The sequence below is a fragment of the Duganella sp. GW822-FHT06D06 genome, assembly GCF_058799615.1.
Map to the genome: position 1 here is coordinate 26,267 of NZ_JBXALQ010000021.1, position 23,122 is coordinate 49,388.

The following is a 23,122-nucleotide window of genomic DNA, read 5'->3' on the forward strand; positions in this document are numbered from 1 at the left end:
GTTACTGCGCCAGCTCGATACAGTTGCGGCCCACGCGCTTGGCGCGGTGCAGCGACGCATCCAGCCGGTCGAGCACAGTGGAGCCGCCCTCGTCCGCCCCGACCTGGGCCACGCCCAGGCTGATTACCACCTCGCCGGTGCCCGGCAGGTCCGCTTCGGCGAGCGCGCCGCGCAGCTTTTCCGCCAGCCGCATGGCGTCGGCCGCCGTGGTGTGGGTGGCGATGATCAGGAACTCTTCGCCGCGCATGCGCGCCAGCAGGTCCGAGGTGCGCAAGCGGCCCTTGACCACGTCCGCCACCGCGCGCAACGCGTGGGCGCCGACCGGGGAACCGTATAAATCGTTTTCCGACTGGAAGCTGGCGACATCGAACGACAGCACCGCCAGCGGCAGGCCGTAGCGGCGCGCGCGGCGGATCTCGTTGTCCAGCATGTCTTCGCCGGCACGGCGGTTGGCGGCGCCGGTGACGGTGTCGGTGGTGCTCATCAGCGTAATCTGGCCGGACAATTCTTCGTTGCGGTGCTTCAATTCGCTCATGCCCAGGCCGAAGCTGACAAACTGCGCCAGGCTGGAGAAGCAGGCGAACTGCTCGCGAGAGAAGGTGATGTGACGGTCGAACATCAGGCAGATCGCGCCCAGTTCAGGGCTGCCCGGCTCGGCGCGCAGCGGCAGCGCCAGCACCATGCGCACGCAGCGGTCGTGCAGCATCATCGCCAGTTCCGGGTCGCCGGCCTTTTCCGGCGCGTCCAGCAGCACCATCTCGCCGCGCGCCACCGCCAGCAGCGGCGGGAACACCTCGCGCAGCGGCGATTGCAGCAAGCGGTCGCGCCGTTGCAGCAGGCGTGCCAGGTCCAGGTGGTTGCGCGACTCCTGCGCCACCAGTTGCAGGTCGCCCCGCTCCTTCATGTGCAGCACGGCGGTATGACGCACGCCGGGGAAATTGCACAGCGCCAGGCAGATCTGCGCCGACATCGATTCGATGGTGTCGATGCCGCTCAGCGCGCGTTGCAGACTGCGCTGCACGCCCAGCAGGTCGCGCAACTCCTTTTCCTTGTCCAGCAAGGTTTGCTGCAAGGCTGCGGCGGCATCGGCCGGCACCGCCAGCGCCTGCTGCACGGCCTGCTGCAACTCGTCGCTGAGCACCGGGCAGATACGGTAGTCGAACTGGCCGTAGGTCATCAGCTCCGGCAGCCAGGCGCTATGCTCGTAGGCGCACAGCACCAGCACCGGCGCGCCAGCCCGGCCTCGTATCAACGCGCCGACACCGGCCAGCTCGCTCAGCTGCTCGTAGCCGTTCAGGTCCAGCACCAGCAGGTCCACATGGCGTTTGCCAAGGGCCGCTGCGGTGGCGTCGATGTGCTCCGTCATCGTCAGCTGGGAGAACAACTCCCCGCAGCATGCCTGGAACTCCGCGCGCCGCTCGCCTGTGGCATTAAAAAAGACACCTACGCTAGTGGTCCGGTCCGCCATCATATTGCTCCTACCCATGCTATTTAGTGTAAAAAATATAGTCCCCTTGCTAGTGTGCCATAAAGTTCATAATTAGCAATATTTTTTGTATTAAAGACTAGACTATTTCCCAAGGTAACTAATTGGCGTCGCGATTTTGCCGCATATGTGTGAACGAGCGCACCGTCATCGGACAAATAACCGCAAATACTGTGCACTCCAAGGAGGATGCCATGGCAAGCACCAAGAATCAATCAGTTCCTGACGCAGCCAGCCAGCGGGACGAGTAGGCCATGGCGGCGCGCGCGTTATGGAAAGGCGCCATCAGCTTCGGGCTGGTGCACATTCCGGTCGAGATGTATTCGGCCGTGCAGGAGCACGAGCTGGATCTGACCATGCTGGACCGGCGCGACTTTTCGCCGGTCGGGTACAAGCGCTACAACAAGAACACCGGCAAGGAAGTGGCCTGGGACGATATCGTCAAAGGCTATGAATACGAAGACCACGAGTACGTGGTGCTGTCCGACGAAGACCTCAAGCGGGCCAACGTCGAAGCCACGCAGACCATCGACATCCAGGCCTTCGTCGACGCCGCCGAGGTGCCGCTGACCTACTACCAGCAGCCCTATTACTTGGCGCCGTCGCGCGGCGGCGCCAAGGTGTATGCGCTGCTGCGCGAGACGTTGCGCAAGGCCGGCAAGATCGGCATCGCCACGGTGGTCATGCGCACCAAGCAGCACTTGTGCGCGCTGGTCTGCGTCGAGGACAAGATCGTATTGAACACGCTGCGCTATGCGGCCGAGATCCGCAGCGCGGAAGAATTGAAGCTGCCGGCCGCCACCATGAAGGCGGCCGGCATCAGCGACAAGGAGCTGCAGATGGCGCTGTCGCTGGTCGAAGGCATGAGCGAGGCATGGAAACCGGAGCAGTATCACGACACCTACAAGGACGACGTGCTGGCACTGGTGAAGAAGAAGGTCAAGGCAGGCCAGACCAAGACCATCACCGCCGCCGAGCCCGAGGCCAAGGCGGCCAGGTCGTCGAACGTGGTCGATCTGGTGGCGCTGTTGCAGGACAGCCTGGGCAAGCGGCCGGTGAAATCACGCCGCGCGCCGAAAACGAAAACAACGGCCACGCGCGCCGGAGCGACGCATTAGCGGCACACATCAGTCAGAAAGTGCCGGGCTTGAACCCCATGGCTTTCATCGCCGGGGCCAGTCCCTTGGCGGATTGCTGGTAGGCGTCCCAGGGCGCATTGCCGACATCGAGCCGCGTATGCACGTTGGCGACGGTCCACTGGTCGGCGCCATGCAGGCTATCCAGCTCCTCCCACGCCAGCGGCACGGAGATGCCCAGGCCGGGCCGGCTGCGCGCCGACCACGCGGCCACCGTGGTGGCGCCCCGCCCATTGCGCAGATAGTCGATGAAGATCTTGCCGACCCGATTACGCGGCCCGCTCTTCAAGACGAAACGCTCGGGGATATGCTCCGCCATGTGGGCCACGATGGCCTGTGAAAACGCCTTGACCTGATCCCAGCCATATCCCGGCCGCACCGGCACCACCACATGCAGACCCTTGCCGCCGCTGGTCTTCAGGAAGGCCGGCAGGCCCAGATGATCGAGGAAGGCGCGCATCAGCTGCGCCGCCTCCTGCACCTGCGGCCAGCCTACGCCCTTGCCTGGGTCCAGGTCGAACACCATGCGGTTGGGCTTTTCGTAGCTGGCGGCGTTGGCGTTTTGCGTGTGCAACTCCACCACGTTCCACTGCGCGGCCGACAGCAGGCCCCGTTCGCTGGCGATTTCCAGCATCGGCGGGTGATCGGGATCGAGCGATGGATTCAGATGTTTAACGCCGGGCAGCTTGCCGGTCTCGGCGTGCTTCTGGAAGAACAACTCGCCGCCGACGCCGGCCGGAGCGCGCACCAGCGATACGGGGCGGCCCTTCAGGTGCGGCAGTATCAGCGCGCCGACCAGCGCATAGTAGCGCACCAGCGTGATCTTGGTGGCGCCGCTTTGCTGGTCGATCACGCGATCGGGGTTGCTGATCTTGAGTGTGGCGGGCAGCTTGCCCTGCACTGTGCTTGATGGCTGCATGTCTGCTTGCTCCTTGAGATGGGCCGGCACTTCGCGGACGATGGCTTGCGCCTTCTTGTCTTTGCGTAGGCCTTTGAAGACGGCGTGGCGGATCGAACCCGCACGCGTCCATTCGCCAAAGCTGACTTCCGCCACCAGCACCGGCCTGAGCCAGTGGGCTTTCTTGTCGATCTCGCGATTGGGCGCGAACGGGCTGTTGTCGGCCGCCAGCTTGTCCATTCTGTTTCTGATGTCGTGCAGCGTGCCGGCGTTGAAGCCGCTGCCGACGTTGCCCGCATATTGCAGCTTGCCGTCCTGGTCGTAGGTGCCCAGCAGCAGCGAGCCGAAGCCGCTGCGCGAGCCTTGCGGATCGGTGTAGCCGCCGATGACGAACTCCTGCCGCTGGCCGCATTTGAGCTTGATCCAGCTGCCGCTGCGGCGCGAGGTGTAGCCGCTGTCGCGGCGCTTGCCGATGATGCCCTCCAGGCCCATGCTGCACGCGGCCGCGATCATCTGCTGCGGCGTGGCGTCCAGCGCGGCGCTGAAGCGGACGGTGTCGGACGGCGTTTTGTCGAGCAGCGCTTGCAGCAAGACGCGGCGCCGCTCCAGCGGGACGTGACGCAGATCGCGGCCGTCGTGGAATGGGATGTCGAACAGGAAGTAGACGATGTCGGCTGGGTTGTTTTCGTCGAAGGCGTTTTGCAGCAGGCCGAAGTCCGGGCGGCCGTTGTCGTCGTGGACGACGATTTCGCCGTCATACCAGCCGGCCGGCAGTTTCATCCTGGCGATGGCGTCGCGCAGGGTTTGCAGGCGATGCGTCCAGTCGTTGCCGTTGCGGGTTACCAGCCGAATGTCCTTGCCGGCTATGCGCGCCAACAAGCGGTAACCGTCGAACTTGATTTCGAATAGCCAGTCCTCGGGCGAGGACGGCGGCGCATCCACCAGCGTGGCCAGTTGCGGCGACAGCGATTGCGGCAAGGCGGCTTTCGGCGCATCCGACAACGCATCTTTCGCCGCGGCGGCCGGCGGTAACGCCTTCACGCTGTCCGGCATCTCATCCACCACGCTGAACTCATCGGCGGGCCGCGCGTAATCGTCCTTCTCTTTGATGAGCAGCCACGGCTCCTGCTTCTCGCCCTTGCCCTTCATGCGCACCAGCGCCCAGCGGCCCCGCATCTTGTGCCCGACCAGTTCGAACTTCAGGCTGCCCTCCGCCAGTGCCTTGCGCGGATCGCCCAACGGCCGCCACACGCCGCGATCCCAGATGACCACCTTGCCGGCGCCGTACTGCCTGGGCGGGATCGTGCCTTCGAAATCGTTGTAGGAAATCGGATGGTCTTCCACATGCACGGCCATGCGCTTGTCGCGCGTGTCGTAGCTGGGGCCTTTGGGCACGGCCCAACTCAGCATGACGCCATCGAGCTCCAGCCGGAAATCGTAATGCAGGCGGCTGGCCCAGTGCTTTTGAATGACAAAGGCCAGCGCGCCTTCGCCCCGCTTGCCTCCTTCGGCCGGCTCGGGCGTGATCGCGAAGTTGCGCTTGGACTTGTAGCTTGTAAGAGCGTCTCCCATGCGAACAGATTATTCCCGCATGGCCGTCGATTCCGTGCGCTAGCCAACATGTAAGCAATCTGGAGAGCTTGTAAGCGAATGTAAAGCCCGTCAACGAGAGCGATCCGGGCCGCGTTTTTCGCTCAGTGACACGGGAATTGTCCCGGCTCCAAATCAACCTGAATGAGGATTTCATCATGAACAAACTTATCGCTACCCTGATCGCCGGCCTGTTCGCTACCGCAGCTTTTGCACAGACCCCAGCCACCGCGCCAGTCGCTCCGGCCGCTCCCGCAGCTGTGAAAGCAGAAGCCAAGGAAGCCAAGACCGACGCCAAAGCCACCGCTAAAGAAACCAAGGCCGACGTCAAAGCCGAAGCCAAGACCGCCAAGGTAGAAGCCGAAGCAAAGAAAGATGTCGCCGTCGCCAAGGCTGACGAAAAATCCGACAAGGCTGACGCCCACGCCAAGGCCACCAAGACCAAATCCAAAGCCAAGGCCCACGCCAAGACCGAGAAAGCCGAAGCAGCAGCTGCACCAGCACCTGTCGTCACCAAGTAATTCCGTAGCAGGCGGCGGCCCCCAGCCCGCCGCAGACGTAAAAAAACCCCGCCAGCCTGAACGCGATCAAGATCGCGCCCAGTGCCGGCGGGGTTTTTCATTGGCCGTTCAGCTTATCGCTGCGCGACCTTCTCTGCTGCTTTGGCGCCATCCCAGCCGCCGCCCAAGGCGCGGATCAGCGCCACGGTGGTGACCGCGCGATTGCCGCGCAGCTGCACCGCGGTGCGTTCCACCGTCGCCAGGTTGCGCTGCGCGTCCAGCAGGTCGAGGTAGCTCGAACGGCCGGCCGCATACAGCTTCTGCGCCAGGTCGGCGGAACGGCGTGCCGACACCACAGCATCTTCGATCTGCGCGGTCTGGCCAGCCAGGATGCGCAGACCGGCCAGGTTGTCTTCCACTTCCGCGAAAGCCACCAGCACACTCTGACGATAGGTGCCGACCGATTCCTCGAGCGCCGCCTCGCTGCGCGCGATATTGGCCTTGTTGCGGCCACCATCGATCAGCGGCATCGACATCAGCGCGCCCAGCACCCACGAGCGGCTGCTCCACTTGAACACGTCGGCAACGGTGTTGCCCGACATGCCGCCGGCGTTGGCGTTCAAGGTCAGCGCCGGGAACATCGCCGACTTGGCGACGCCGATGCGGGCGTTGGCCGCTTCCATCGTGCGCTGCGCCGACGCGATGTCGGGACGACGCTCCAGCAGCGACGACGGCAAGCCCGCCGGGATCACCGGCAGCAGCGCGGTATCGAGCAGCGGACTGGCGCCGGCCGTGTAGCTGGCCGCCGGTTTGCCCAGCAGGACCGCCAGTGCATGCTCGGTCGTCACGCGCTGGCGTTGCAGGCCGATGGCTTCGGCACGCGAGGTGGCCAGTTCGGTCTTGGCGCGCGACAGGTCGAATTCGCCGATATCGCCCAGGTCGAAGCGACGCTGGTTGACCTTGACGTTTTCTTCGCGGGTTTGCACCGTGCGGTTCAGCGTTTCCAGTTCGGCGTCGGTGGCGCGCAGACGGAAGTAAGTCTGCGCCACATCGGCCTGCACCGACAGCAGCACCGAACGATAAGTCGCTTCCATCGAAGCGGCGTCGTTGCGGGCGGCGCTGACGTTCGACGACACGCGGCCGAACAGGTCGACCTCGTAGCTGGCCGTCAAGTTGGCGCTGAACGCGTTGCCCGGAGCGACCGGCGTACCGGCCGGCAGGCCGAGCGCCACGTCGGACTGGCGTTGGCGCTGTGCGCCGACGTTGACGCCGACCTGCGGAATGCGATCCGCCTCGGCGATGCCGGCGATGGAGCGGGCCTGCTTGACGCGCGCCGCAGCCACCGCCAGGTTGGCGTTGGCCTTGGTGGCTTCGGCGACCAGCTCATTGAGAGCCGTATCGTTGAAAGCCAGCCACCATTCGCCGCGCGGTTGCGCCTCGGCGGCCTGCGCCTGTTTCCAGGTGCTGCCGTCGGCGGCGACCTTCACCGCCGCAGGCAGTTGCGATTCCTTGAACGCGACCGGCACGTCCATCGCAGGCTGCTTGAATTCCGGCGCGGCGCAAGCGCTCATCAGCAAGGCCGCCAATACCGGCGCCACACCTTTAGCGATCATATGCAGCTTGTTCATATTAATGGCTTCCTTCCAGTTTTACCGCAGCGGCGTCGCCGGCCACGGCAGGTTTCTTCTTCTCCAGGCGTACCGCCAGCTTGCGCAGCAGGACGTAGAACACCGGCGTCAGGAACAGGCCGAAGAAGGTCACGCCCAGCATGCCGGCAAACACCGCCACACCCATTGCATGACGCATTTCCGAACCGGCGCCGTGCGAGAACACCAGCGGCAGCACGCCCATGATGAATGCGATCGACGTCATCAGAATCGGACGCAGACGCTGACGGGATGCTTCCAGCGCCGCTTCGACGATGGTACGGCCATGGTGTTCCAGTTCCCGCGCAAACTCCACGATCAGAATCGCATTCTTCGAGGCCAGCCCCACCAGCACGAACAGCGCGATCTGGGTGAAGACGTTGTTGTCGCCGTGGGTCAGCTTCACGCCGAGCAGTGCGCACAGGATCGACATCGGCACGATCAGGATCACCGCCAGCGGCAGCGTCCAGCTTTCGTACTGGGCTGCCAGCACCAGGAACACCAGCAGTACGCACAGCGGGAACACATACATCATCGTGTTACCGGACAGGATGTCCTGATAAACCAGCTCGGTCCATTCGTAGCCGATACCTTTCGGCAGCACTTCGTTGACGATCTTGGTCATTTCAGCCTGCGCTTCGCCGGTCGATACGCCAGGCGCGGCGCCGCCATTGATTTCCGCGGCGACGTAAGCGTTGTAGCGCTGTACGCGGTCCGGGCCATAGCTATCCTTGACGCGCATCAGCGACGACAGCGGAATCATCTCGCCCTTGTTGTTGCGGACTTTCAGCTGGGCGATGTCTTCAGCGTGCGAACGGAACTGCTTGTCCGCCTGGACCCGCACCTGGTAGGTACGGCCAAACTGGTTGAAGTCATTCACATACAGCGAACCCAGATTGATCTGCAAGGTCTGGTAGATCGTCTGCAGCGGCACGCCCAATTGCTTGGCCTTGGCGCGGTCGATGTCGGCGAACAGCTGCGGCACGTTGATCTGGTAGCTCGAGAAGACGCCGGCCAATTTCGGGTTCTGCCATGCCTTCATCTGCACCGCTTGCACCGCCTTGTACAAGGCGTCGTAACCCAGGTTGTCGCGGTCTTCGATCATCAGCTTGAAGCCGCCGGTGGTACCCAGGCCGCTGACAGGAGGCGGCGACAGCACCAGCACGAAGGCGCCTTCGATGGAGCCCATGCGCTTGTTGATTTCGCCGGCGATCGCTTCGGCCGATTCGCTGGCCTTGCTGCGCTGGTCGAACGGCTTCAGGCCGACAAACACGATACCGGCGTTAGGCGCGTTGGTGAAGCCATTGATCGACAGGCCCGGGAACGAGATCGAATTGTCGACGCCAGGGATTTCCTTGGCGATGTCCGACATCTTGCGGATCACGGCGTCGGTGCGGTCCAGCGAAGCGGCGTCCGGCAATTGCGCGAAGCCGATCAGATAGCCCTTGTCCTGCGGCGGCACGAAGCCTGGCGGGACGATCTTGAACATGAAGCCGGCGGCGACCGCCAGCACGGCGTACACGATCAGCGAACCGCCCTTGCGTTTCAATGCGCCTTTCACGCCGCCTTCGTAGTTCTCCGAAGCGCGGTTGAAGAAGCGGTTGAACCACTTGAAGAAGCCGCCGAACACCTTGTCCATGCCGCGGGTCAGCGCGTCCTTCGGTGCATCGTGCGAACGCAGCAGGGTTGCGGCCAGGGCCGGGGCCAGGGTCAGCGAGCTGAATGCCGAGATCACGGTCGAGATGGCGATGGTCAGCGCGAACTGCTTGTAGAACTGGCCGGACAGGCCCGATACAAACGCGATCGGCACGAACACGGCGCACAGCACCAGCGCGATGGCGATAATCGGACCGCTCACCTCTTTCATCGCCTGGATCGTCGCGTCATGCGGCGTCAGGCCGTTGGAGATATTGCGTTCGACGTTTTCCACCACCACGATCGCATCATCGACCACGATACCGATGGCCAGCACAAGACCGAACAGCGACAGCGTGTTGATCGAGAAGCCGAAGCCCAGCATCACGGCGAAAGTACCGACCACCGACACCGGCACCGCCAGCAGCGGGATCAGCGAGGCGCGCCAGGTTTGCAGGAAGATGATCACCACCAGCGCCACCAGGATCACCGCTTCGATCAGGGTGTGGATCACGGCGTTGATCGACTCGCGCACGAATTGGGTCGGGTCATATACAACGCTGTACGTGACGCCTTCCGGGAAATCTTTCGACAGACGGGCCATGGTCGCGCGGACGTCGGTCGACAGTTGCAGCGCATTGGCGTTCGGCGCTTCGAAAATAGGAATCGCCACCGCCGACTTGTTGTTCAGCAGGGAGCGGAGCGCGTACGAATTCGAACCCATTTCAAGACGGGCGACATCCTTGAGCAGCGTGACCGCGCCGTCGGCGTTGGTCTTGAGGATGATGTTGCCGAATTCCTCGGGGCTCTTCAAGCGACCTTGCGTATTGACGGTCAGCTGGAAGTCCGCGCCCTGGCTTGGGCCCTGGCCGATCACACCGGCGGCGACCTGCACGTTCTGCTCGCGCACCGCTTCGACGACGTCGCCGGCGGTCAGGCCACGCTGCGCCACCTTCTGCGGATCGAGCCATACGCGCATCGCGTAGTCGCCCGAACCGAACAACTGCACCTCGCCCATGCCGGGCAGGCGGGCCAGTTGGTCCTTGATGTTCAGCACCGCGTAGTTACGCAGATACAGGTCGTCGTAACGGCCGTTCGGCGATTGCAGGTGGACCACCATGGTCAGGTTGGGCGACGACTTGACGGTCGTCACGCCGATCTGGCGCACCTCTTCCGGCAGGCGCGGCAGAGCGCGCTGGACGCGGTTCTGCACTTGCGTTTCGGCCTGCTCGACGTTGGTGCCGATCTTGAAGGTGACGGTCAGCGCCAGCGCGCCGTCCGAGGTGTTTTGCGAGGACATGTAGAGCATGTTCTCGACGCCGTTGATCTGTTCCTCAAGCGGCGCGGCCACGGTTTCGGCGATGATCTTCGGGTTCGCGCCAGGATACTGGGCCCGCACCACGATCGATGGCGGCACCACGTCCGGATACTCCGAGATCGGCAGCTTGAAGATAGCGATCAAGCCGGCGACGAAGATAAGAATCGACAGTACCGCCGCAAAAATCGGCTTGTCGACAAAAAATCGAGAGATATTCATAGTTTTTTATTCCTTGGAAGTGCCGGTCTTCGCAACGACCGCCGCTACTTTTTCATCTTTTTTGACTTCAGGTTTCGCCACGTTGGCGGCCAGCGGATCGGAATCCATGGCGACCACGGTCGGCGTGATCGGCGCGCCGGGACGTACCCGCTGCAAGCCGTTGACGACGATCTTCTCGCCGGCCTTCAAACCGTCGCGCACCACGCGCAGGCCGTCGATCGCAGGGCCCAGGGTCACAGGGCGGTACTCGGCCTTGTTGTCCTTGTCGACCACGAACACGAACTTGCGGTCCTGGTCGGTGCTGATGGCGCGGTCGTTGATCATCAGCGCCGACTTGGCGCCGGTGGAACCGGCCAGCTGCACGCGGGCGAACAGGCCGGGCACCAGCATGCCGTCGGTGTTGGTGAAGGTGGCGCGCATGCGCACCGAGCCGCTGCGTGGATCGAGCTGGTTGTCGACGAATTCCAGCTTGCCCTCGTGCGGGAAGCCGGTTTCGTTGGCCAGGCCGATCTTGACGGTGGCCGGCTTGCCCTGGTGGGCGGCGGCGCCAACGCGCAGATAGGTCTCTTCGTCGCCGTCGAAGGAAGCGTAGATGCGCTCCAGCGAGACCACCGAGGTCAGCACCGCCGAAGCGTCGACCAGGTTGCCCAGCGTGATTTCCGCTTTCGACACGCGGCCGTTAATCGGCGACGTCACCTGGGTGTAGCTCAGGTTCAGCTTGGCCGCTTCGTACTGCGCTTGCGCGGCGCGGGTGTCGGCGTCCAGCTGTTTCAGGCTCGATGCCAGGGCGTCGTATTCGCGCTGGGCGATGGCTTTGTCGGCCAGCAGTTTCTCGGCGCGGGCCAGCTCCAGCTTGGCCAGGTCGGCCTTGGCGCGGGCCGAGCCGGCTGCCGCTTCGGCGCGGTTGGCTTCAGCCTGGAACGGACGTGGATCGATGACGAACAGCACTTCGCCCTTCTTCACTTCGCTGCCCGGCTTGAAGTTGATCGCGGTGATGAAGCCGGCCACGCGCGGACGGATCTGCACTTGCTCGATCGCTTCCAGGCGGCCCGAGAACTCCTGGGTCTCGGTGATGGTTTTCTCGACGACCACGGCGGCCGAAATCGGCGGGCCGCCGGCAGCCGGTGCTTCAGCCGTCTTGCCGGTAGCGTCTTCGCAACCGGAGAGGACGAAAGCGGCCAGTCCCGCCAGCGCCATAGCGGCGGCCAGAGGCCGGGCTACGACGGTGAGTTGTTTAATGGTTTTCATGTTTATTCCCTTTTATATGAAAATAATTAATAGAAATGGCGGCACCGGCTACCTCAACGAAAATCGAGAAAACACGGTAACTAGCGCCCCGCCGGCAAGCCGGTGGGGACGTGATTGCAGATACTGCTTAAAGGTTGGGGAACCCTATTCGGCTGGCGGTGTCTCAGACCGTTCCAGGCCAGCGATGAAACTGGCGATTTCTCCCAGCGCGTAACACTTGCACGCGCATTCGTTGCGCGCCCCTGCTTCGGTCAGGGGCGACGGTGGCATTCGATTGACGGTGGTCTTGACGCCGCAGGCGATCAATTTGGCACCGTATTGTTCCGCTTCGTCCCGCAGCGGGTCGTCTTCGGCCGACAGGATCAGTGCCGGCGGCAGGTTCTTCAAACGGCTCGACTGCAAGGGCGAGGCGTAGGGATGGGTACGGTCGGCGGCGTTCGGCAGGTAGCCGCGGTAGGCCGCCGCGCAGGCGTCGGCCACGTCCAGCAGCTCCGGCGCGCTCTGCATCTCGCGCATCGACCAGGTACTCAGGCCAGGATCGAGCATCGGCATCACCAGCACCTGGCCGGCCAGCGCCGGGCCGCCACGGTCGCGCGACATCAGCGCGCAGACGGCCGCCAGGTTGGCGCCGGCTTCGATGCCGGCCACCACCATGCGCTTGCCGGTCCAGCCCAGCTTGGCCTTGTTCTTCTTGGCCCAGATCAGCACCGCGTGGGCGTCTTCGACGGCGGCCGGGAAAGGCTGCACCGTTGCCAGCGTGTAGGCGGTGGCCAGTACTGCGCTGCCCTGGTTGTCGTCGGCCATGTGGCGCAGGAAGATGTCGGCGTCTTCCAGGTCGCCGCTGTTGAAGCCGCCGGCGTGGAAGAATACGATCAAGGTGTCGCGCTTGATGCCGGCCTCGCCGCTGGTGTACAGGCGGGCGGCCAAGGGGCCTTCCGCGCCGCGCACGTCCATCGAGCGGACCTTGATCAGCTCCGACAGCTGCGGCAATGGCTCGACGGCTGCGCTCATCGCTGCACCGTATCCGATGGGCTGGACAACATGGCGGTGTCGGCGCAGGCGAAGGTCTCGCCGGCGGCCGCCTCGGTCAGGGCACGAACGCCGGTCGCTTCGGCCTTGGCCGCCTGCGAGTAGGCATCGGTATAGACCACGCCTGCCAGGGCGACCGAAGTCAGCGCCAGTGCGAGCGTTGCAAAAATTCCATTCCGATATTTCATGTTGAACCCCTTTCCTTCGTTGGTCTTACTTGGTGCAGTACAGCAATCATAAACTTGATCTACAATCTGATAAATACTGCAATGTCGAATTGATTGTTCAGGATTCCGAACAATGGGATGAATAGATGAATAAACTACAAGCAATGGAAGTGTTTGTCCAGGTGGTCGACGCCGGCGGCTTCACGCGCGCGGCCGACAATATGCAGCTGCCCAAGGCCACCGTCTCGACGCTGATCCAGGCGCTGGAGGCCACGCTGTCGGTCAAGCTGCTGCATCGGACCACGCGCCAGGTCAGCGTGACGGCCGACGGCGCCGCCTACTATGAGCGCTGCCTGCGCATTTTGTCGGACGTGCGCGAGGCCGAGGAATCGCTGTCGCGCACCCGGCTCAGCCCCAGCGGACGGTTGCGGGTCGACGCGCCCACCGGCCTGGCCAGCGACGTGCTGATCCCCGCCCTGCCCGATTTCTTTACGCGCTACCCGGACATCCAGCTGGAGCTGGGCTGCAGCGACCGCACCATCGACTTGATCGAGGAAGGCGTGGACTGCGCGGTGCGCGGCGGCGTGTTGGGCGATTCCAACCTGATCGCACGGCGCGTGGGCATCCTGCAGTTCGTCACCTGCGCCACGCCGGGTTACCTGGACATCTATGGCCGGCCGGCGCATCCCGATGAACTGATGCGCCACCGCTGCGTGAACTATTTCTCGTCCCGCACCGGCAAGCTGTTCGACTGGGACTTCTCGCGCGACGGCCACCGGATACAGGTCGCCCTGCCCGGCCACATCGCCGTCAACGACACCAACGCCTACATTGCTGCCGGCCTGGCGGGACTGGGCATCGTGCAGATGCCGAACTTTATGATGGAACCCATGCTCAACGACGGCCGCTTCGAACTGCTGCTGGCCGACTGGAGCACCGATCCGCTGCCGGTACACGTGGTCTATCCGCAGAACCGCCACCTGTCGGCCAAGGTGCGGGTGTTTGTCGAATGGGTCGCCGAACTGTTTTCCAACCATCCGGGCATGCGCCTGCCGAAAGTAGCGCCGCCGGCGCGCCCGATTCCATTTGAGGTTGCACTATGACTGATATTCACCGCATCGTTTTCCTCGACCGCGACAGCGTGATCGCCAACATCCGCAAGCCTGCCTTCGCGCATGAGTGGACCGAGTATCCGGCCACCGCCGCGGCCGACGCCATGCAGCGCCTGCGCGACGCCCGCGCCACCATCGCCATCACCAACAAGGTGCCCTTGCGCGCGGCCGACCTGGCGCAGCTGCCGGACCTGAAGATGATCGCGGTGGCCGCCACCGGCACCGACATCGTCGACCTGGCGGCCTGCCGCGAGCGCGGCATCGTCGTCTCCAACATCCGCAACTACGCGGTGCACACGCTGCCCGAGCACACCTTCGCATTGATACTGGCATTGCGCCGGCAGCTGGTGGCCTACCGCGCCGATATCGAAGCGGGACTGTGGCAGAAGTCGGACCGATTCTGCCTGTTCGGCCACCCGATTTCCGACCTGGCTGGCAGCCGACTGGGCCTGCTGGGATATGGCGCGCTGGGCAAATCGGTGGCGCGCATCGCGCAGGCGTTCGGCATGGAGGTAATGGTGCATACGCGCTCGCCGATCCCCGACGCGGCGGCCGACGGCGTGCGCGAAGTGGGCTTCGACCAGCTGCTGGAAACGTCGGACGTACTGAGCCTGCACCTGCCGCTGAACGACAAGACGCGCAACCTGATCGGCGCGAAGGAACTGATACGCATGAAGCGCAGCGCGCTGCTGATCAACACCGCGCGCGGCGGCTTGGTGGACGAGACGGCGCTGGCGGACGCGCTGCGCAGCGGCGTGATCGCCGGCGCCGGCTTCGACGTGCTGGTGCAAGAACCACCGCCGGAGGACAACGTGCTGCTCAATCTGCGGCTGCCTAACTTCATCCTCACCCCGCATTCAGCCTGGGCCAGTTCGCAGGCGATGCAGGTGCTGGTGGATCAGCTGATCGACAACGTCGAGGCGTGGGTGGAGGGCACGCCGAAAAACGTGCTTGCCTGACAGGCGCGGCCTCCGCAAAACACTAGCGGTAATTGGTGCCGTTGTTCATGTCGATGACGTCGCCATTGATGAAGGCCGGCGCGTCGGTCGCCAGCCAGCTGACCGTTTCCGCAACCTCTTCTGCAAGGCAGAATCGCTGGCTGATGGTGGCGGCCATCAAACGGTTCTTTCTGTCTTGCGGAATGTTTTTCATCATCTCAGTTTCTACCGGGCCCGGCGCAACCGAGTTGGCGATCACGCCTTTGGGGCCGTAGGTACGCGCCAGTGAACGCATCGCATTCATGAGGCCCGCCTTTGAAACGCCGTACCAAATATCCGGATGGCCGATTTCGCCGGCAATCGACCCCATGCTGACAATGCGGCCGCCGCCCTGGTTCGCCATCCGCTCGGCCACATGAACACTCAGGCGCACCGTTGAAATCAGGTTCACGTGCAGCATCTGGAGTATCGCGTCGCCGTCGTAGTCGCTGGCGGTCTTCGCATTCATGATCCCGGCGTTGTTGACGAGTACGTCGGGTGTGCCGATCTCCTCGACTATCCGCGCTATCCGTTCGTAGTCTGCAACGTCGGCTGTCCATGAAGTCAATCCGCTCATGGCGACGGGGACGCCCGATCGGGACAGCACGTGCACTTCGAATCCCTTGCTTAACAGTTTCTTCGATATTTCGAGTCCGATTCCCCGGTTACCGCCAGTGATGATTGCTTTCATTTTTATGCGCAGTTATTTAGTTGCTAAAAACAATAGAGTATACTGTATGCATATTTAATGCAATCGAGAGGACAAACAATGCGTGCCGCGTGCTTACGAATGCAGATGCGCTAATCGGCCTGCCCCGCAAAGATCATTTGACATGGGCGCGCATCAGGCGCGTGCCGCCGCCCAGCCGCAGGCCGTCGTTGCGGTTGGCGAGATAGCACTGGCGCAGCTGGTCGGCGCCGTGGTCGCAGACGTCGCCGAAGCCGAGCGCCCGCAGTTCGCAGGCCAGCACCTCGGGCGCGAAGTAGGAGATCCACGGTTCACCCTCGGCCTCGTACTTCTGGGCGAAGTAGGCCATGCCCATGCGCTCCATCGGGTTGAGCAGCTCCGGCACCACGCCGTAGTCGAACACGATGCCGCTGCCGGACGGCAGGCCGGCGACGAAGGCCAGCGTGTCGTACACGGCGTCGCTGCTCAGGTACAGGGTCACGCCCAGCCAGGAAAAGAACACCGGCTGGTCCAGGCGGCAGCCGGCCGCCGTCAGCGCCTCGGCCAGGTCGTCGCGTTCGAAATCGACCGGCACGTAGCTCATCGATGCCGGCACGGCGATGCCGGCCTGCTCCAGCAAGCCGCGCTTCCAGCGCTGGGTGGCGGGATGATCGACCTCGAACACCCGCAGCTCGGCCACCGGATTGCGGTAGGCGTAGGTATCGAGGCCGGCGCCCAGCAACACGAACTGGCGCACGCCGTGGCGCAGCGCCTGCGCCAGTTCGTCCTCGGCGAAGCGGCTGCGCACCGCCATCGCGGCGCGCAGCACGCGGACCACGCCGCTGTCGAATTCTTCCGGCGCGGCGCGCACCGTCGCCTCGTGCTCAGGGCCGATGACGGACAAGGCCAGCGGATCGTCGAACACCAGCGGCGTATCGATCAACTGGTGGGCGGCGCGCAGCATGGCCACCATCAGCGCACTGCGGCTGGCTACGCCCTGTTGCAGCAAACCCTTGCCGCTGCCGGCCTGCTTCATTTAAAGGTACCCGGCAGCAGGATGTTTTGATCGACCCTGGTGACATCGCGCAGGCCGCAGAAGGCCATCGTCAGATCCAGCTCGTTGCGGATGATGTCCAGGCATTTGGTCACGCCCTGCTCGCCCATCGCGCCCAGTCCATACAGGAAGGGACGGCCGATGTAGACGCCCTTGGCGCCCAGCGCCAGCGCCTTGATCACGTCCTGGCCGGAGCGCACGCCGCCGTCCATGTGGATTTCGATCTGGCCGCCGACCGCGTCGACGATGGCCGGCAACGCGCCGATCGACGACTGCGCGCCGTCCAGCTGGCGGCCGCCGTGGTTGGAGACGATCAGCGCATCGGCGCCGCTTTCCACTGCCAGCCGCGCGTCTTCCGCGTCCATGATGCCCTTGATAATCAGCTTGCCGCCCCAGCGCTGCTTGATCCACTCGACATCCTTCCACGACAGGCTCAGGTCGAACTGCTGGCTGGTCCACGCCGACAGCGACGACATGTCCGACACCGACGACGCGTGGCCGACGATGTTGCCGAAGCTGCGGCGCTTGGTGCCCAGCATGCCCAGCACCCAGCGCGGCTTGGTCGCCATGTTGACGATGTTGGCGATGGTCAGCTTGGGCGGCGCCGACAGGCCGTTGCGCAAGTCCTTGTGGCGCTGGCCCAGCACCTGCAGGTCCAAGGTCAGCACCAGCGCCGAGCAGCGCGCGGCCTTGGCGCGGTCGATCAGGCGGTTGATGAATTCGCGGTCCTTCATCACGTACAGCTGGAACCAGAACGGCTTGCTGGTGTTGGCGGCGATGTCTTCGATCGAGCAGATGCTCATGGTCGACAAGGTGAACGGCACGCCGAATTTTTCCGCGGCCTTGGCGGCGAGGATCTCGCCGTCGGCGTGCTGCATGCCGGTCAGGCCGGTCGGCGCCAGCGCCACCGGCATCGCCACTTCCTGGCCGACCATGGTGCTTTTCAGCGTACGGTTTTCCAGGTTGACGGCCACGCGCTGGCGGAATTTGATGGTCTGGAAATCGTCGACATTGGCGCGGTAGGTCGATTCGGTCCACGAGCCGGCATCAGCATAATCGTAGAACATGCGCGGCACGCGCTTCTGGGCCAAGACACGCAGGTCTTCGACGGTAGTGATGATGGTCATGCACGCTCCTCCGGGACTATGATCGGACCATCATCGCACGGGGCCCGTGTATCATGGAAGTACTATCAAATAAGGAATGATTTTTGAAATCCAAAACCAACGTCCTCATCACGCTGGCCGCCGCCGCCTTGCTCGGCGTGTTCGGCTATCGCAGCCTCGCCAGGCAGGTGCAGCCGATCGCGGCCAGCGCCGCGACCTGCACGCCGGACTACATCCGCGGCGTCGGCGACGCGATGGAGCGCTCCATCCTGTCGGCCCAATGCGATAAAGCCGCGCGCCAATAGAAAAAAGGCCTGAAGATCACTCTTCAGGCCTTTCGTCTTACGAATTTTGGTGCGGCTGGCAGGAATTGAACCCACGACCCCTTGGTTCGTAGCCAAGTACTCTATCCAGCTGAGCTACAGCCGCGAAAGACAACATTATAGCAGGGGAAACTCAAATCAAGAAGAGCCGCGGCGACTTTTTTACGGCGCGCAATTCAGTGACGCACGCGGGCATATTTCGCTTCGTATTCCTGGCAGCGGATTTCGTAGCTGCCATATTCCACCGCCATCAATACCGCCGTTTCGCGGTCGGCAAAACCGAGGATTTCCGGCCGCTTCAGCGGCGTGGCGTCGTCGGCGTTTTTCAGGACGCGGTATTCGGGCAGCCACTGCCCTTCCTTGTTGTAGGCGGAAGCTTCGATCTGGCTTTCCATGAAGGTGAAACTGGTGGCGTGTGCGGCGGTCATTGTATTCTCCTGGCTGTTTGAGACAGGATAGCGACAATTGCTGAGTTGCATCGTGCGCTGGCGTACACAGACGGCGGCAAAAGGCAGGCGCAAAGAAAAAAGGCCTGAAGATCACTCTTCAGGCCCTTCCACTTACGAATTTTGGTGCGGCTGGCAGGAATTGAACCCACGACCCCTTGGTTCGTAGCCAAGTACTCTATCCAGCTGAGCTACAGCCGCGAAAAACAAGATTATAACAGCGTTTTCTTGTTTGGCGAAGAATTCCTTGAAGAAATTTTGCAATCAATTTCAAGGTCTTACACTAATAGCAAAAGGGCCCGAAGATTGCTCTTCAGGCCCTTTCACTCACGAATTTTGGTGCGGCTGGCAGGAATTGAACCCACGACCCCTTGGTTCGTAGCCAAGTACTCTATCCAGCTGAGCTACAGCCGCTTAAGCAACATTATAAAGCATTAATTTCGTTTTGCAAAGTTCGATGTTTTCTATCGTTTAGTTGGTCGGGTGTACGAAACACCGAATCAACCACTCCGCAAACTGCTTTGCTGCATCTCCTTCAACCGGCATGCCGTTCGAAAGAAGCAGCATTATAGGGACACCGCCCCGGCTTGTCCAGCACTCTCTATCACGTGCCGAACTCGGCCGCCGCCTTGGCCGACCACATCGCTTCATTATAGGACGCGTACGGCACGCCGTAGCAATCGACCTGGCCGCCCTCGCCGACAAACTTGATCCACCAGCCCGCGGGGTCGGCAACGATGGCGATATCGCCCTGCCGGCACTGGTCCGCAATCTGTTCGTTTTGTTCCAGCACAACAATGTTGACCTTTCTGTGCTTCACCACAGTCGCCATAACACCTCCCAATCGCGGCACTACGCCGCTTCAACCACCAGTGTATATGCAGCGCGCCCGAATGCGGGAAAAAACATGGTCAATCCGCCCACAAACCCAGGCTGCTCAAGGCTTGCAAGCAGCTTCATTCATGCCAGTGATCTCGCTCATCATCAGAAAAAATTTGCATTCGTTTGCGCGTTGCAGCATCATTCGCCTGTCTCCTCTATTCTCCTCCAAGGAAATAGATTTAGCCCGCTCCTGTAGCGGGCTTTTTTTTTAGTGTACGATGCGGTCAGCTTTGCCTTCCAAGACAAATACAGACAGGTTGCCCCAGCATGACACCACCCACCGCCGTCGCGCCGCCCTCCCCTGACTGGTCGCGCACCGCCCTTGGCGAGCCTGCCGGCTGGCCGTTGCCGCTGCGGCTGACGGTGGACATCCTGCTCAATTCCCCCACGGCCATGCTGCTGATGTGGGGCCCCGAACAAATCATGGTCTACAACGACGCCTACGCGGCACTGATCGGCTTGTCGAGCCTGCGCGCTCCCGGCGGCGGCGTGCCGTCGATCCAGCCGGCCGCGTGGAGCTGGAACAGCGCCGCGGTGCGCCAGGCCTGGGCCGGCGACAGTGCCAGCTATCGCGGCGTCAGCCTGCCGGCGTGGCGCAACAACGGCGTCGCCCAGTTGCCGCTCGACCTGTACTACACCCCGGTGCGGATCGACGCCGGCCAGGTGGCCGGCGTGCTGTGCGCGCTGGCGCCGGCCCAGGCCGCGCCGCCGGCCGAGGTCGCGCGCCCGCTGCACCTGCTGGTGGTCGAGGACAACGCCGACGCCCGCTACCTGGTCTGCGAAACCCTGCGCGCGCTGGGCCACGAGGTGCACGCCGCCGCCACCGGCGAGGACGCCCTGCCCGAACTGGCGCGCCAGTGCTTCGACGTCTTGTTCACCGACGTCAGCCTGCCCGGCATGTCCGGCGTCGAGCTGGCGCGCCAGGCGCTCAAGCAGGCGCCCATGCTGCAATTGCTGTTCGCCTCCGGCTACGGCGACGAACTGACCCGCCACCTGGAATTCCCCGCCCAGTCGCTGCAAAAGCCCTACGACATCGAACAGCTGCAAGCGGCGCTGGATCGGATCGCTCAGCGCATGGCCGCCCGCCCGGCCTGAGCTACCTGCCAACCGTGCGGAGCCACGGGGGGAGATGGAGCTACAATGAACTCACCGTAAACGTCGTGCGTAAGCCTGGCGAGCCAACGGTCGCCGTCCGGCGGCTGCAGGCATCGCGGCAGCCCGAAGCCCCACATGATTCTTCCTCACGAGCCCACCGACGCCGTAACGCCCCAGCCCCCGACGGACGACGCCGCGCTCCCTGCATCAAGCAGCGCCCAGCAGGATTTGCTGAGCGCCCGGGAAGCGCTGCGCCAGAGCCAGCTGGAGCTGCGCGCACTGGCCAATTCCATGCCGCAGCTGGCCTGGATCGCCGAGCAGGACGGCACCAAGATCTGGTACAACCAGCCGTGGTACGCCTACACCGGCACCACCCCCGAACAGATGAGCGGCGACGGCTGGCGCCAGGCCTACGCACCCGACTGCGTCGCCCCCATGCTGGAGCGCTGGGAACACTCGCGCGCCACCGGCCTGCCGTATGAACTGGAAGTGCCGATCCGCAGCGCCAACGGCGAGTTCCGCTGGTTCCTGACGCGCGCCAACCCGGTGCACGACGCCGCCGGCCGCGTGCTGCGCTGGTTCGGCACCAGCACCGACGTCGACCAGGTCAAGCGGGTGCAGGAAGCGCTGCGCGACGAGACCGCCGTGCTGGAGCTGGTCAACCGCACCGGCAACGCGCTGGCCTCGACCCGCGACCTGCATCCGCTGTTGCAGGAAGTGACCGACGCCGCCACCAGCATCAGCGGCGCCCGCTTCGGCGCCTTCTTCTACCGCGGCGCCGACGGCCAGGGCCGCGCGCGCGAACTGCACATGGTGTCGAGCGGCGCCCCGGCCAGTTGCGCCGGCTTCGGCCGCCCCGGCGACGGCGCCCTGTCGAGCGCCGAGCTGTGCACGCACGGCACGGTGCGCAGCAACGACTGGCCGGCCGACGCCCGCTACGGCCGCGACTCGCCCTGCCACCGGCTGCCGCCCGGCCAGCCGCCGGTGCGCAGCTACCTGGCGGTGCCGGTGGCGCTGCGCTCGGGCGTGGTGATCGGCTGCCTGTTCTTCGGCCACCCGGAACCGTTCATGTTCAGCGAGCGCACCGAGCGCATCATCGGCGGCATCGCCGCCCAGGCCGCCGTCGCGATCGACAACGCGCGCCTGTATGAAGCCTCGCAGCAGGCCGCCGAGGAGCGCAAGATCCTGCTCGACAGCGAGCGCCAGGCGCGCGCCGACGTCGAGCGCACCAGCCAGATGAAGGATGAATTCCTGGCCACGCTGTCGCACGAGCTGCGCACGCCGCTGACGGCCATCCTCGGCTGGGCCCAGGTGCTGCGGCGCGGCAGCCGCGACCAGGCCGACCTGCACCGCGGCCTGCAAACCATCGAACGCAACGCCCGCGCCCAGGCCCAGTTGATCGAAGACCTGCTCGACATGAGCAGCATCGCCTCCGGCAAGGTGCGGCTGGAAATGCTGGCGCTGGCGCCGGCCGCCATCGTCGTCGCCGCCATCGACACCGTGCGCCCGGCCGCCGAGGCCAAGCAGATCCGCATCGAGCGCGACTTCGATCCGGCGCCCGGCATGGTGGCCGGCGACGCCAACCGCCTGCAGCAAATCGTCTGGAACCTGCTGACCAACGCCATCAAGTTCACGCCGGCCGGCGGCCGCATCCAGGTCGGCATCCACCGCGAGGGCGACCAGATCGCCGTCGATGTGCGCGACAACGGCGTCGGCATCGCCGCCGCCTTCATCGAACATGTGTTCGAGCGCTTCCGCCAGGCCGACGCCACCACCACCCGCAAGCACGGCGGACTGGGGTTGGGACTGTCGATCGTCAAGCACCTGGTGGAGCAGCACGGCGGCACGGTCAGCGCCGCCAGCGAGGGCGAAGGCCACGGCGCCTGCTTCACCGTGCGCCTGCCGCGCCGCCACGGCGGCCACGAGCCGCTGGACGCCGGCAACGACGGCGCGCCGCACCGCGCCGCCGCGCACGACCTGTCCGGCCTGCAGGTGCTGGTGGTCGACGACGAGGACGACGCCCGCGAACTGATCAAGCGCATCCTCAACGATTGCAACGCCGACGTGCTGACCGCGGCCACCGCCGGCGAGGCGCTGACGCTGCTGCAACACGCGCGGCCGGACCTGATGCTCAGCGACCTCGGCATGCCGGAGGTGGACGGCTACGGCCTGCTGGACCGGATCCGGGCGCTGGGGCCGGCGCGCGGCGGCGACTTGCCGGCCATCGCGCTGACCGCCTTCGCCCGCTCCGAGGACCGCATCAGGGCGCTGTCGAGCGGCTTCCTGGCGCATATTTCCAAGCCGGTCGAGCCTAACGAACTGATCGCCAAGGTGGCGGCGATGGGGGCCGCCCACCGCCATGCCTGAGCGACGTTGCCCAGGCTCCAACAACCGTGGTAATTATTTTCACATAGAAATAAATGGCTTCCTACTTGCAGACGCGGCAATGTCCTACAAGCAATCTGAAGTTCAGTTGATAAACTACAAAAATCCTAAAAAGCAGGTACAATTAGTTTCCGTGTGGAAATACATGCACAGGTGTGCGCCGCAGCACAGACGCATGCGCTAAGATCGTGGGACTATAATTT

General features: G+C 63.9%; 19 protein-coding genes and 3 tRNA genes. 7 read left to right on the forward strand and 15 right to left on the reverse strand.

Annotation, left to right across the window (positions count from 1 at the left end; genetic code table 11):
* Position 1: 1 nt before the first annotated feature.
* On the reverse strand, positions 2 to 1,366 hold the full coding sequence (locus AC1RMD_RS27220; protein WP_492931302.1) for a GGDEF domain-containing protein: 1,365 nt from the start codon (positions 1,364 to 1,366) through the stop codon (positions 2 to 4).
* Positions 1,367 to 1,740: 374 nt separating this feature from the next.
* On the opposite strand from AC1RMD_RS27220, the gene ku reads away from it, so the two are divergent.
* A complete protein-coding gene (gene ku, locus AC1RMD_RS27225) occupies positions 1,741 to 2,604 on the forward strand; it encodes a non-homologous end joining protein Ku (RefSeq protein ID WP_492931304.1) in 864 nt (287 codons plus the stop codon).
* Between the two features lie 13 nt (positions 2,605 to 2,617).
* On the opposite strand, the gene ligD is transcribed toward ku, so the two are convergent.
* Complete coding sequence (gene ligD / locus AC1RMD_RS27230) at positions 2,618 to 5,092, reverse strand: DNA ligase D (protein ID WP_492931306.1); 2,475 nt, start codon at positions 5,090 to 5,092, stop codon at positions 2,618 to 2,620.
* Between the two features lie 176 nt (positions 5,093 to 5,268).
* Here ligD and AC1RMD_RS27235 point away from each other — a divergent pair, with 176 nt between their 5' ends.
* Complete coding sequence (locus tag AC1RMD_RS27235) at positions 5,269 to 5,631, forward strand: hypothetical protein (protein WP_492931308.1); 363 nt, start codon at positions 5,269 to 5,271, stop codon at positions 5,629 to 5,631.
* Between the two features lie 113 nt (positions 5,632 to 5,744).
* Here AC1RMD_RS27235 and AC1RMD_RS27240 read toward each other — a convergent pair whose 3' ends face one another.
* The 5 genes from AC1RMD_RS27240 to AC1RMD_RS27260 all read right to left on the reverse strand — a co-directional run bounded on the left by AC1RMD_RS27240 (position 5,745) and on the right by AC1RMD_RS27260 (position 12,893).
* Complete coding sequence (locus AC1RMD_RS27240) at positions 5,745 to 7,238, reverse strand: efflux transporter outer membrane subunit (RefSeq protein ID WP_492931310.1); 1,494 nt, start codon at positions 7,236 to 7,238, stop codon at positions 5,745 to 5,747.
* A 1-nt stretch (position 7,239) separates the two neighbouring features.
* Positions 7,240 to 10,428: an efflux RND transporter permease subunit gene (locus AC1RMD_RS27245; protein WP_492931312.1), complete on the reverse strand. Its 3,189-nt coding sequence runs from the start codon at positions 10,426 to 10,428 to the stop codon at positions 7,240 to 7,242.
* A 6-nt stretch (positions 10,429 to 10,434) separates the two neighbouring features.
* On the reverse strand, positions 10,435 to 11,676 hold the full coding sequence (locus tag AC1RMD_RS27250) for an efflux RND transporter periplasmic adaptor subunit (RefSeq protein WP_492931314.1): 1,242 nt from the start codon (positions 11,674 to 11,676) through the stop codon (positions 10,435 to 10,437).
* A 144-nt stretch (positions 11,677 to 11,820) separates the two neighbouring features.
* Positions 11,821 to 12,687 carry an alpha/beta hydrolase gene (locus tag AC1RMD_RS27255; protein ID WP_492931316.1) on the reverse strand — a complete coding sequence of 289 codons (867 nt, stop codon included), beginning with the start codon at positions 12,685 to 12,687 and terminating at the stop codon, positions 11,821 to 11,823.
* Positions 12,684 to 12,893 carry a hypothetical protein gene (locus tag AC1RMD_RS27260; RefSeq protein WP_492931318.1) on the reverse strand — a complete coding sequence of 70 codons (210 nt, stop codon included), beginning with the start codon at positions 12,891 to 12,893 and terminating at the stop codon, positions 12,684 to 12,686. Before AC1RMD_RS27260 ends, AC1RMD_RS27255 begins: the two co-directional genes overlap by 4 nt.
* Positions 12,894 to 13,018: 125 nt before the next feature.
* Here AC1RMD_RS27260 and AC1RMD_RS27265 point away from each other — a divergent pair, with 125 nt between their 5' ends.
* The gene (locus AC1RMD_RS27265) at positions 13,019 to 13,975 is read left to right on the forward strand and encodes a LysR family transcriptional regulator (RefSeq protein WP_492931320.1); all 957 of its coding nucleotides are present in this window, start codon (positions 13,019 to 13,021) and stop codon (positions 13,973 to 13,975) included.
* Entirely contained in the window at positions 13,972 to 14,943 is a 972-nt protein-coding gene (locus AC1RMD_RS27270; protein WP_492931322.1) for a D-2-hydroxyacid dehydrogenase, read from the forward strand. The genes AC1RMD_RS27265 and AC1RMD_RS27270 overlap by 4 nt, the downstream gene beginning before the upstream one ends.
* A gap of 22 nt (positions 14,944 to 14,965) precedes the next feature.
* Here AC1RMD_RS27270 and AC1RMD_RS27275 read toward each other — a convergent pair whose 3' ends face one another.
* The 3 genes from AC1RMD_RS27275 to AC1RMD_RS27285 all read right to left on the reverse strand — a co-directional run bounded on the left by AC1RMD_RS27275 (position 14,966) and on the right by AC1RMD_RS27285 (position 17,809).
* The gene (locus AC1RMD_RS27275; protein WP_492931324.1) at positions 14,966 to 15,652 is read right to left on the reverse strand and encodes an SDR family NAD(P)-dependent oxidoreductase; all 687 of its coding nucleotides are present in this window, start codon (positions 15,650 to 15,652) and stop codon (positions 14,966 to 14,968) included.
* 133 nt (positions 15,653 to 15,785) lie between these two features.
* Entirely contained in the window at positions 15,786 to 16,664 is an 879-nt protein-coding gene (locus tag AC1RMD_RS27280; RefSeq protein WP_492931326.1) for a class I SAM-dependent methyltransferase, read from the reverse strand.
* Positions 16,661 to 17,809 carry an alpha-hydroxy acid oxidase gene (locus AC1RMD_RS27285; RefSeq protein ID WP_492931328.1) on the reverse strand — a complete coding sequence of 383 codons (1,149 nt, stop codon included), beginning with the start codon at positions 17,807 to 17,809 and terminating at the stop codon, positions 16,661 to 16,663. The genes AC1RMD_RS27280 and AC1RMD_RS27285 overlap by 4 nt, the downstream gene beginning before the upstream one ends.
* An 83-nt stretch (positions 17,810 to 17,892) precedes the next feature.
* Here AC1RMD_RS27285 and AC1RMD_RS27290 point away from each other — a divergent pair, with 83 nt between their 5' ends.
* Positions 17,893 to 18,093, forward strand: coding sequence for an entry exclusion lipoprotein TrbK (locus tag AC1RMD_RS27290; RefSeq protein ID WP_492931329.1), 201 nt, complete (start codon positions 17,893 to 17,895; stop codon positions 18,091 to 18,093).
* Between the two features lie 47 nt (positions 18,094 to 18,140).
* Here the strand turns inward: AC1RMD_RS27290 and AC1RMD_RS27295 are convergent.
* From AC1RMD_RS27295 to AC1RMD_RS27315, 5 genes are all read right to left on the reverse strand, one after another.
* Positions 18,141 to 18,217 (reverse strand) — tRNA-Arg (locus tag AC1RMD_RS27295).
* A gap of 70 nt (positions 18,218 to 18,287) precedes the next feature.
* Positions 18,288 to 18,539, reverse strand: a complete 252-nt coding sequence (locus AC1RMD_RS27300; protein WP_492931331.1) for a hypothetical protein — start codon at positions 18,537 to 18,539, stop codon at positions 18,288 to 18,290.
* A 142-nt stretch (positions 18,540 to 18,681) separates the two neighbouring features.
* Positions 18,682 to 18,758, reverse strand: a tRNA-Arg gene (locus AC1RMD_RS27305).
* A 136-nt stretch (positions 18,759 to 18,894) separates the two neighbouring features.
* A tRNA-Arg gene (locus tag AC1RMD_RS27310) sits at positions 18,895 to 18,971 on the reverse strand.
* 190 nt (positions 18,972 to 19,161) lie between these two features.
* Positions 19,162 to 19,377 (reverse strand): hypothetical protein, encoded by a 216-nt coding sequence (locus AC1RMD_RS27315; protein WP_492931333.1) that lies wholly within the window; start codon positions 19,375 to 19,377, stop codon positions 19,162 to 19,164.
* A gap of 329 nt (positions 19,378 to 19,706) precedes the next feature.
* On the opposite strand from AC1RMD_RS27315, the gene AC1RMD_RS27320 reads away from it, so the two are divergent.
* Together AC1RMD_RS27320 and AC1RMD_RS27325 are read left to right on the forward strand one after the other, a co-directional pair.
* Positions 19,707 to 20,534 carry a response regulator gene (locus AC1RMD_RS27320; protein WP_492931335.1) on the forward strand — a complete coding sequence of 276 codons (828 nt, stop codon included), beginning with the start codon at positions 19,707 to 19,709 and terminating at the stop codon, positions 20,532 to 20,534.
* A gap of 135 nt (positions 20,535 to 20,669) precedes the next feature.
* Positions 20,670 to 22,901 carry a hybrid sensor histidine kinase/response regulator gene (locus AC1RMD_RS27325; RefSeq protein WP_492931337.1) on the forward strand — a complete coding sequence of 744 codons (2,232 nt, stop codon included), beginning with the start codon at positions 20,670 to 20,672 and terminating at the stop codon, positions 22,899 to 22,901.
* Positions 22,902 to 23,122 lie beyond the last annotated feature (221 nt).

Excerpts from the sequence above, each read along its gene's own strand:
- AC1RMD_RS27220 (WP_492931302.1), bottom strand. The coding sequence starts at position 1,366 with ATGACGGAGCACATCGACGCCACCGCAGCGGCCCTTGGCAAACGCCAT.
- ku (WP_492931304.1), top strand. The coding sequence starts at position 1,741 with ATGGCGGCGCGCGCGTTATGGAAAGGCGCCATCAGCTTCGGGCTGGTG.
- ligD (WP_492931306.1), bottom strand. The coding sequence starts at position 5,092 with ATGGGAGACGCTCTTACAAGCTACAAGTCCAAGCGCAACTTCGCGATC.
- AC1RMD_RS27235 (WP_492931308.1), top strand. The coding sequence starts at position 5,269 with ATGAACAAACTTATCGCTACCCTGATCGCCGGCCTGTTCGCTACCGCA.
- AC1RMD_RS27240 (WP_492931310.1), bottom strand. The coding sequence starts at position 7,238 with ATGAACAAGCTGCATATGATCGCTAAAGGTGTGGCGCCGGTATTGGCG.
- AC1RMD_RS27245 (WP_492931312.1), bottom strand. The coding sequence starts at position 10,428 with ATGAATATCTCTCGATTTTTTGTCGACAAGCCGATTTTTGCGGCGGTA.
- AC1RMD_RS27250 (WP_492931314.1), bottom strand. The coding sequence starts at position 11,676 with ATGAAAACCATTAAACAACTCACCGTCGTAGCCCGGCCTCTGGCCGCC.
- AC1RMD_RS27255 (WP_492931316.1), bottom strand. The coding sequence starts at position 12,687 with ATGAGCGCAGCCGTCGAGCCATTGCCGCAGCTGTCGGAGCTGATCAAG.
- AC1RMD_RS27260 (WP_492931318.1), bottom strand. The coding sequence starts at position 12,893 with ATGAAATATCGGAATGGAATTTTTGCAACGCTCGCACTGGCGCTGACT.
- AC1RMD_RS27265 (WP_492931320.1), top strand. The coding sequence starts at position 13,019 with ATGAATAAACTACAAGCAATGGAAGTGTTTGTCCAGGTGGTCGACGCC.
- AC1RMD_RS27270 (WP_492931322.1), top strand. The coding sequence starts at position 13,972 with ATGACTGATATTCACCGCATCGTTTTCCTCGACCGCGACAGCGTGATC.
- AC1RMD_RS27275 (WP_492931324.1), bottom strand. The coding sequence starts at position 15,652 with ATGAAAGCAATCATCACTGGCGGTAACCGGGGAATCGGACTCGAAATA.
- AC1RMD_RS27280 (WP_492931326.1), bottom strand. The coding sequence starts at position 16,664 with ATGAAGCAGGCCGGCAGCGGCAAGGGTTTGCTGCAACAGGGCGTAGCC.
- AC1RMD_RS27285 (WP_492931328.1), bottom strand. The coding sequence starts at position 17,809 with ATGACCATCATCACTACCGTCGAAGACCTGCGTGTCTTGGCCCAGAAG.
- AC1RMD_RS27300 (WP_492931331.1), bottom strand. The coding sequence starts at position 18,539 with ATGACCGCCGCACACGCCACCAGTTTCACCTTCATGGAAAGCCAGATC.
- AC1RMD_RS27320 (WP_492931335.1), top strand. The coding sequence starts at position 19,707 with ATGACACCACCCACCGCCGTCGCGCCGCCCTCCCCTGACTGGTCGCGC.
- AC1RMD_RS27325 (WP_492931337.1), top strand. The coding sequence starts at position 20,670 with ATGATTCTTCCTCACGAGCCCACCGACGCCGTAACGCCCCAGCCCCCG.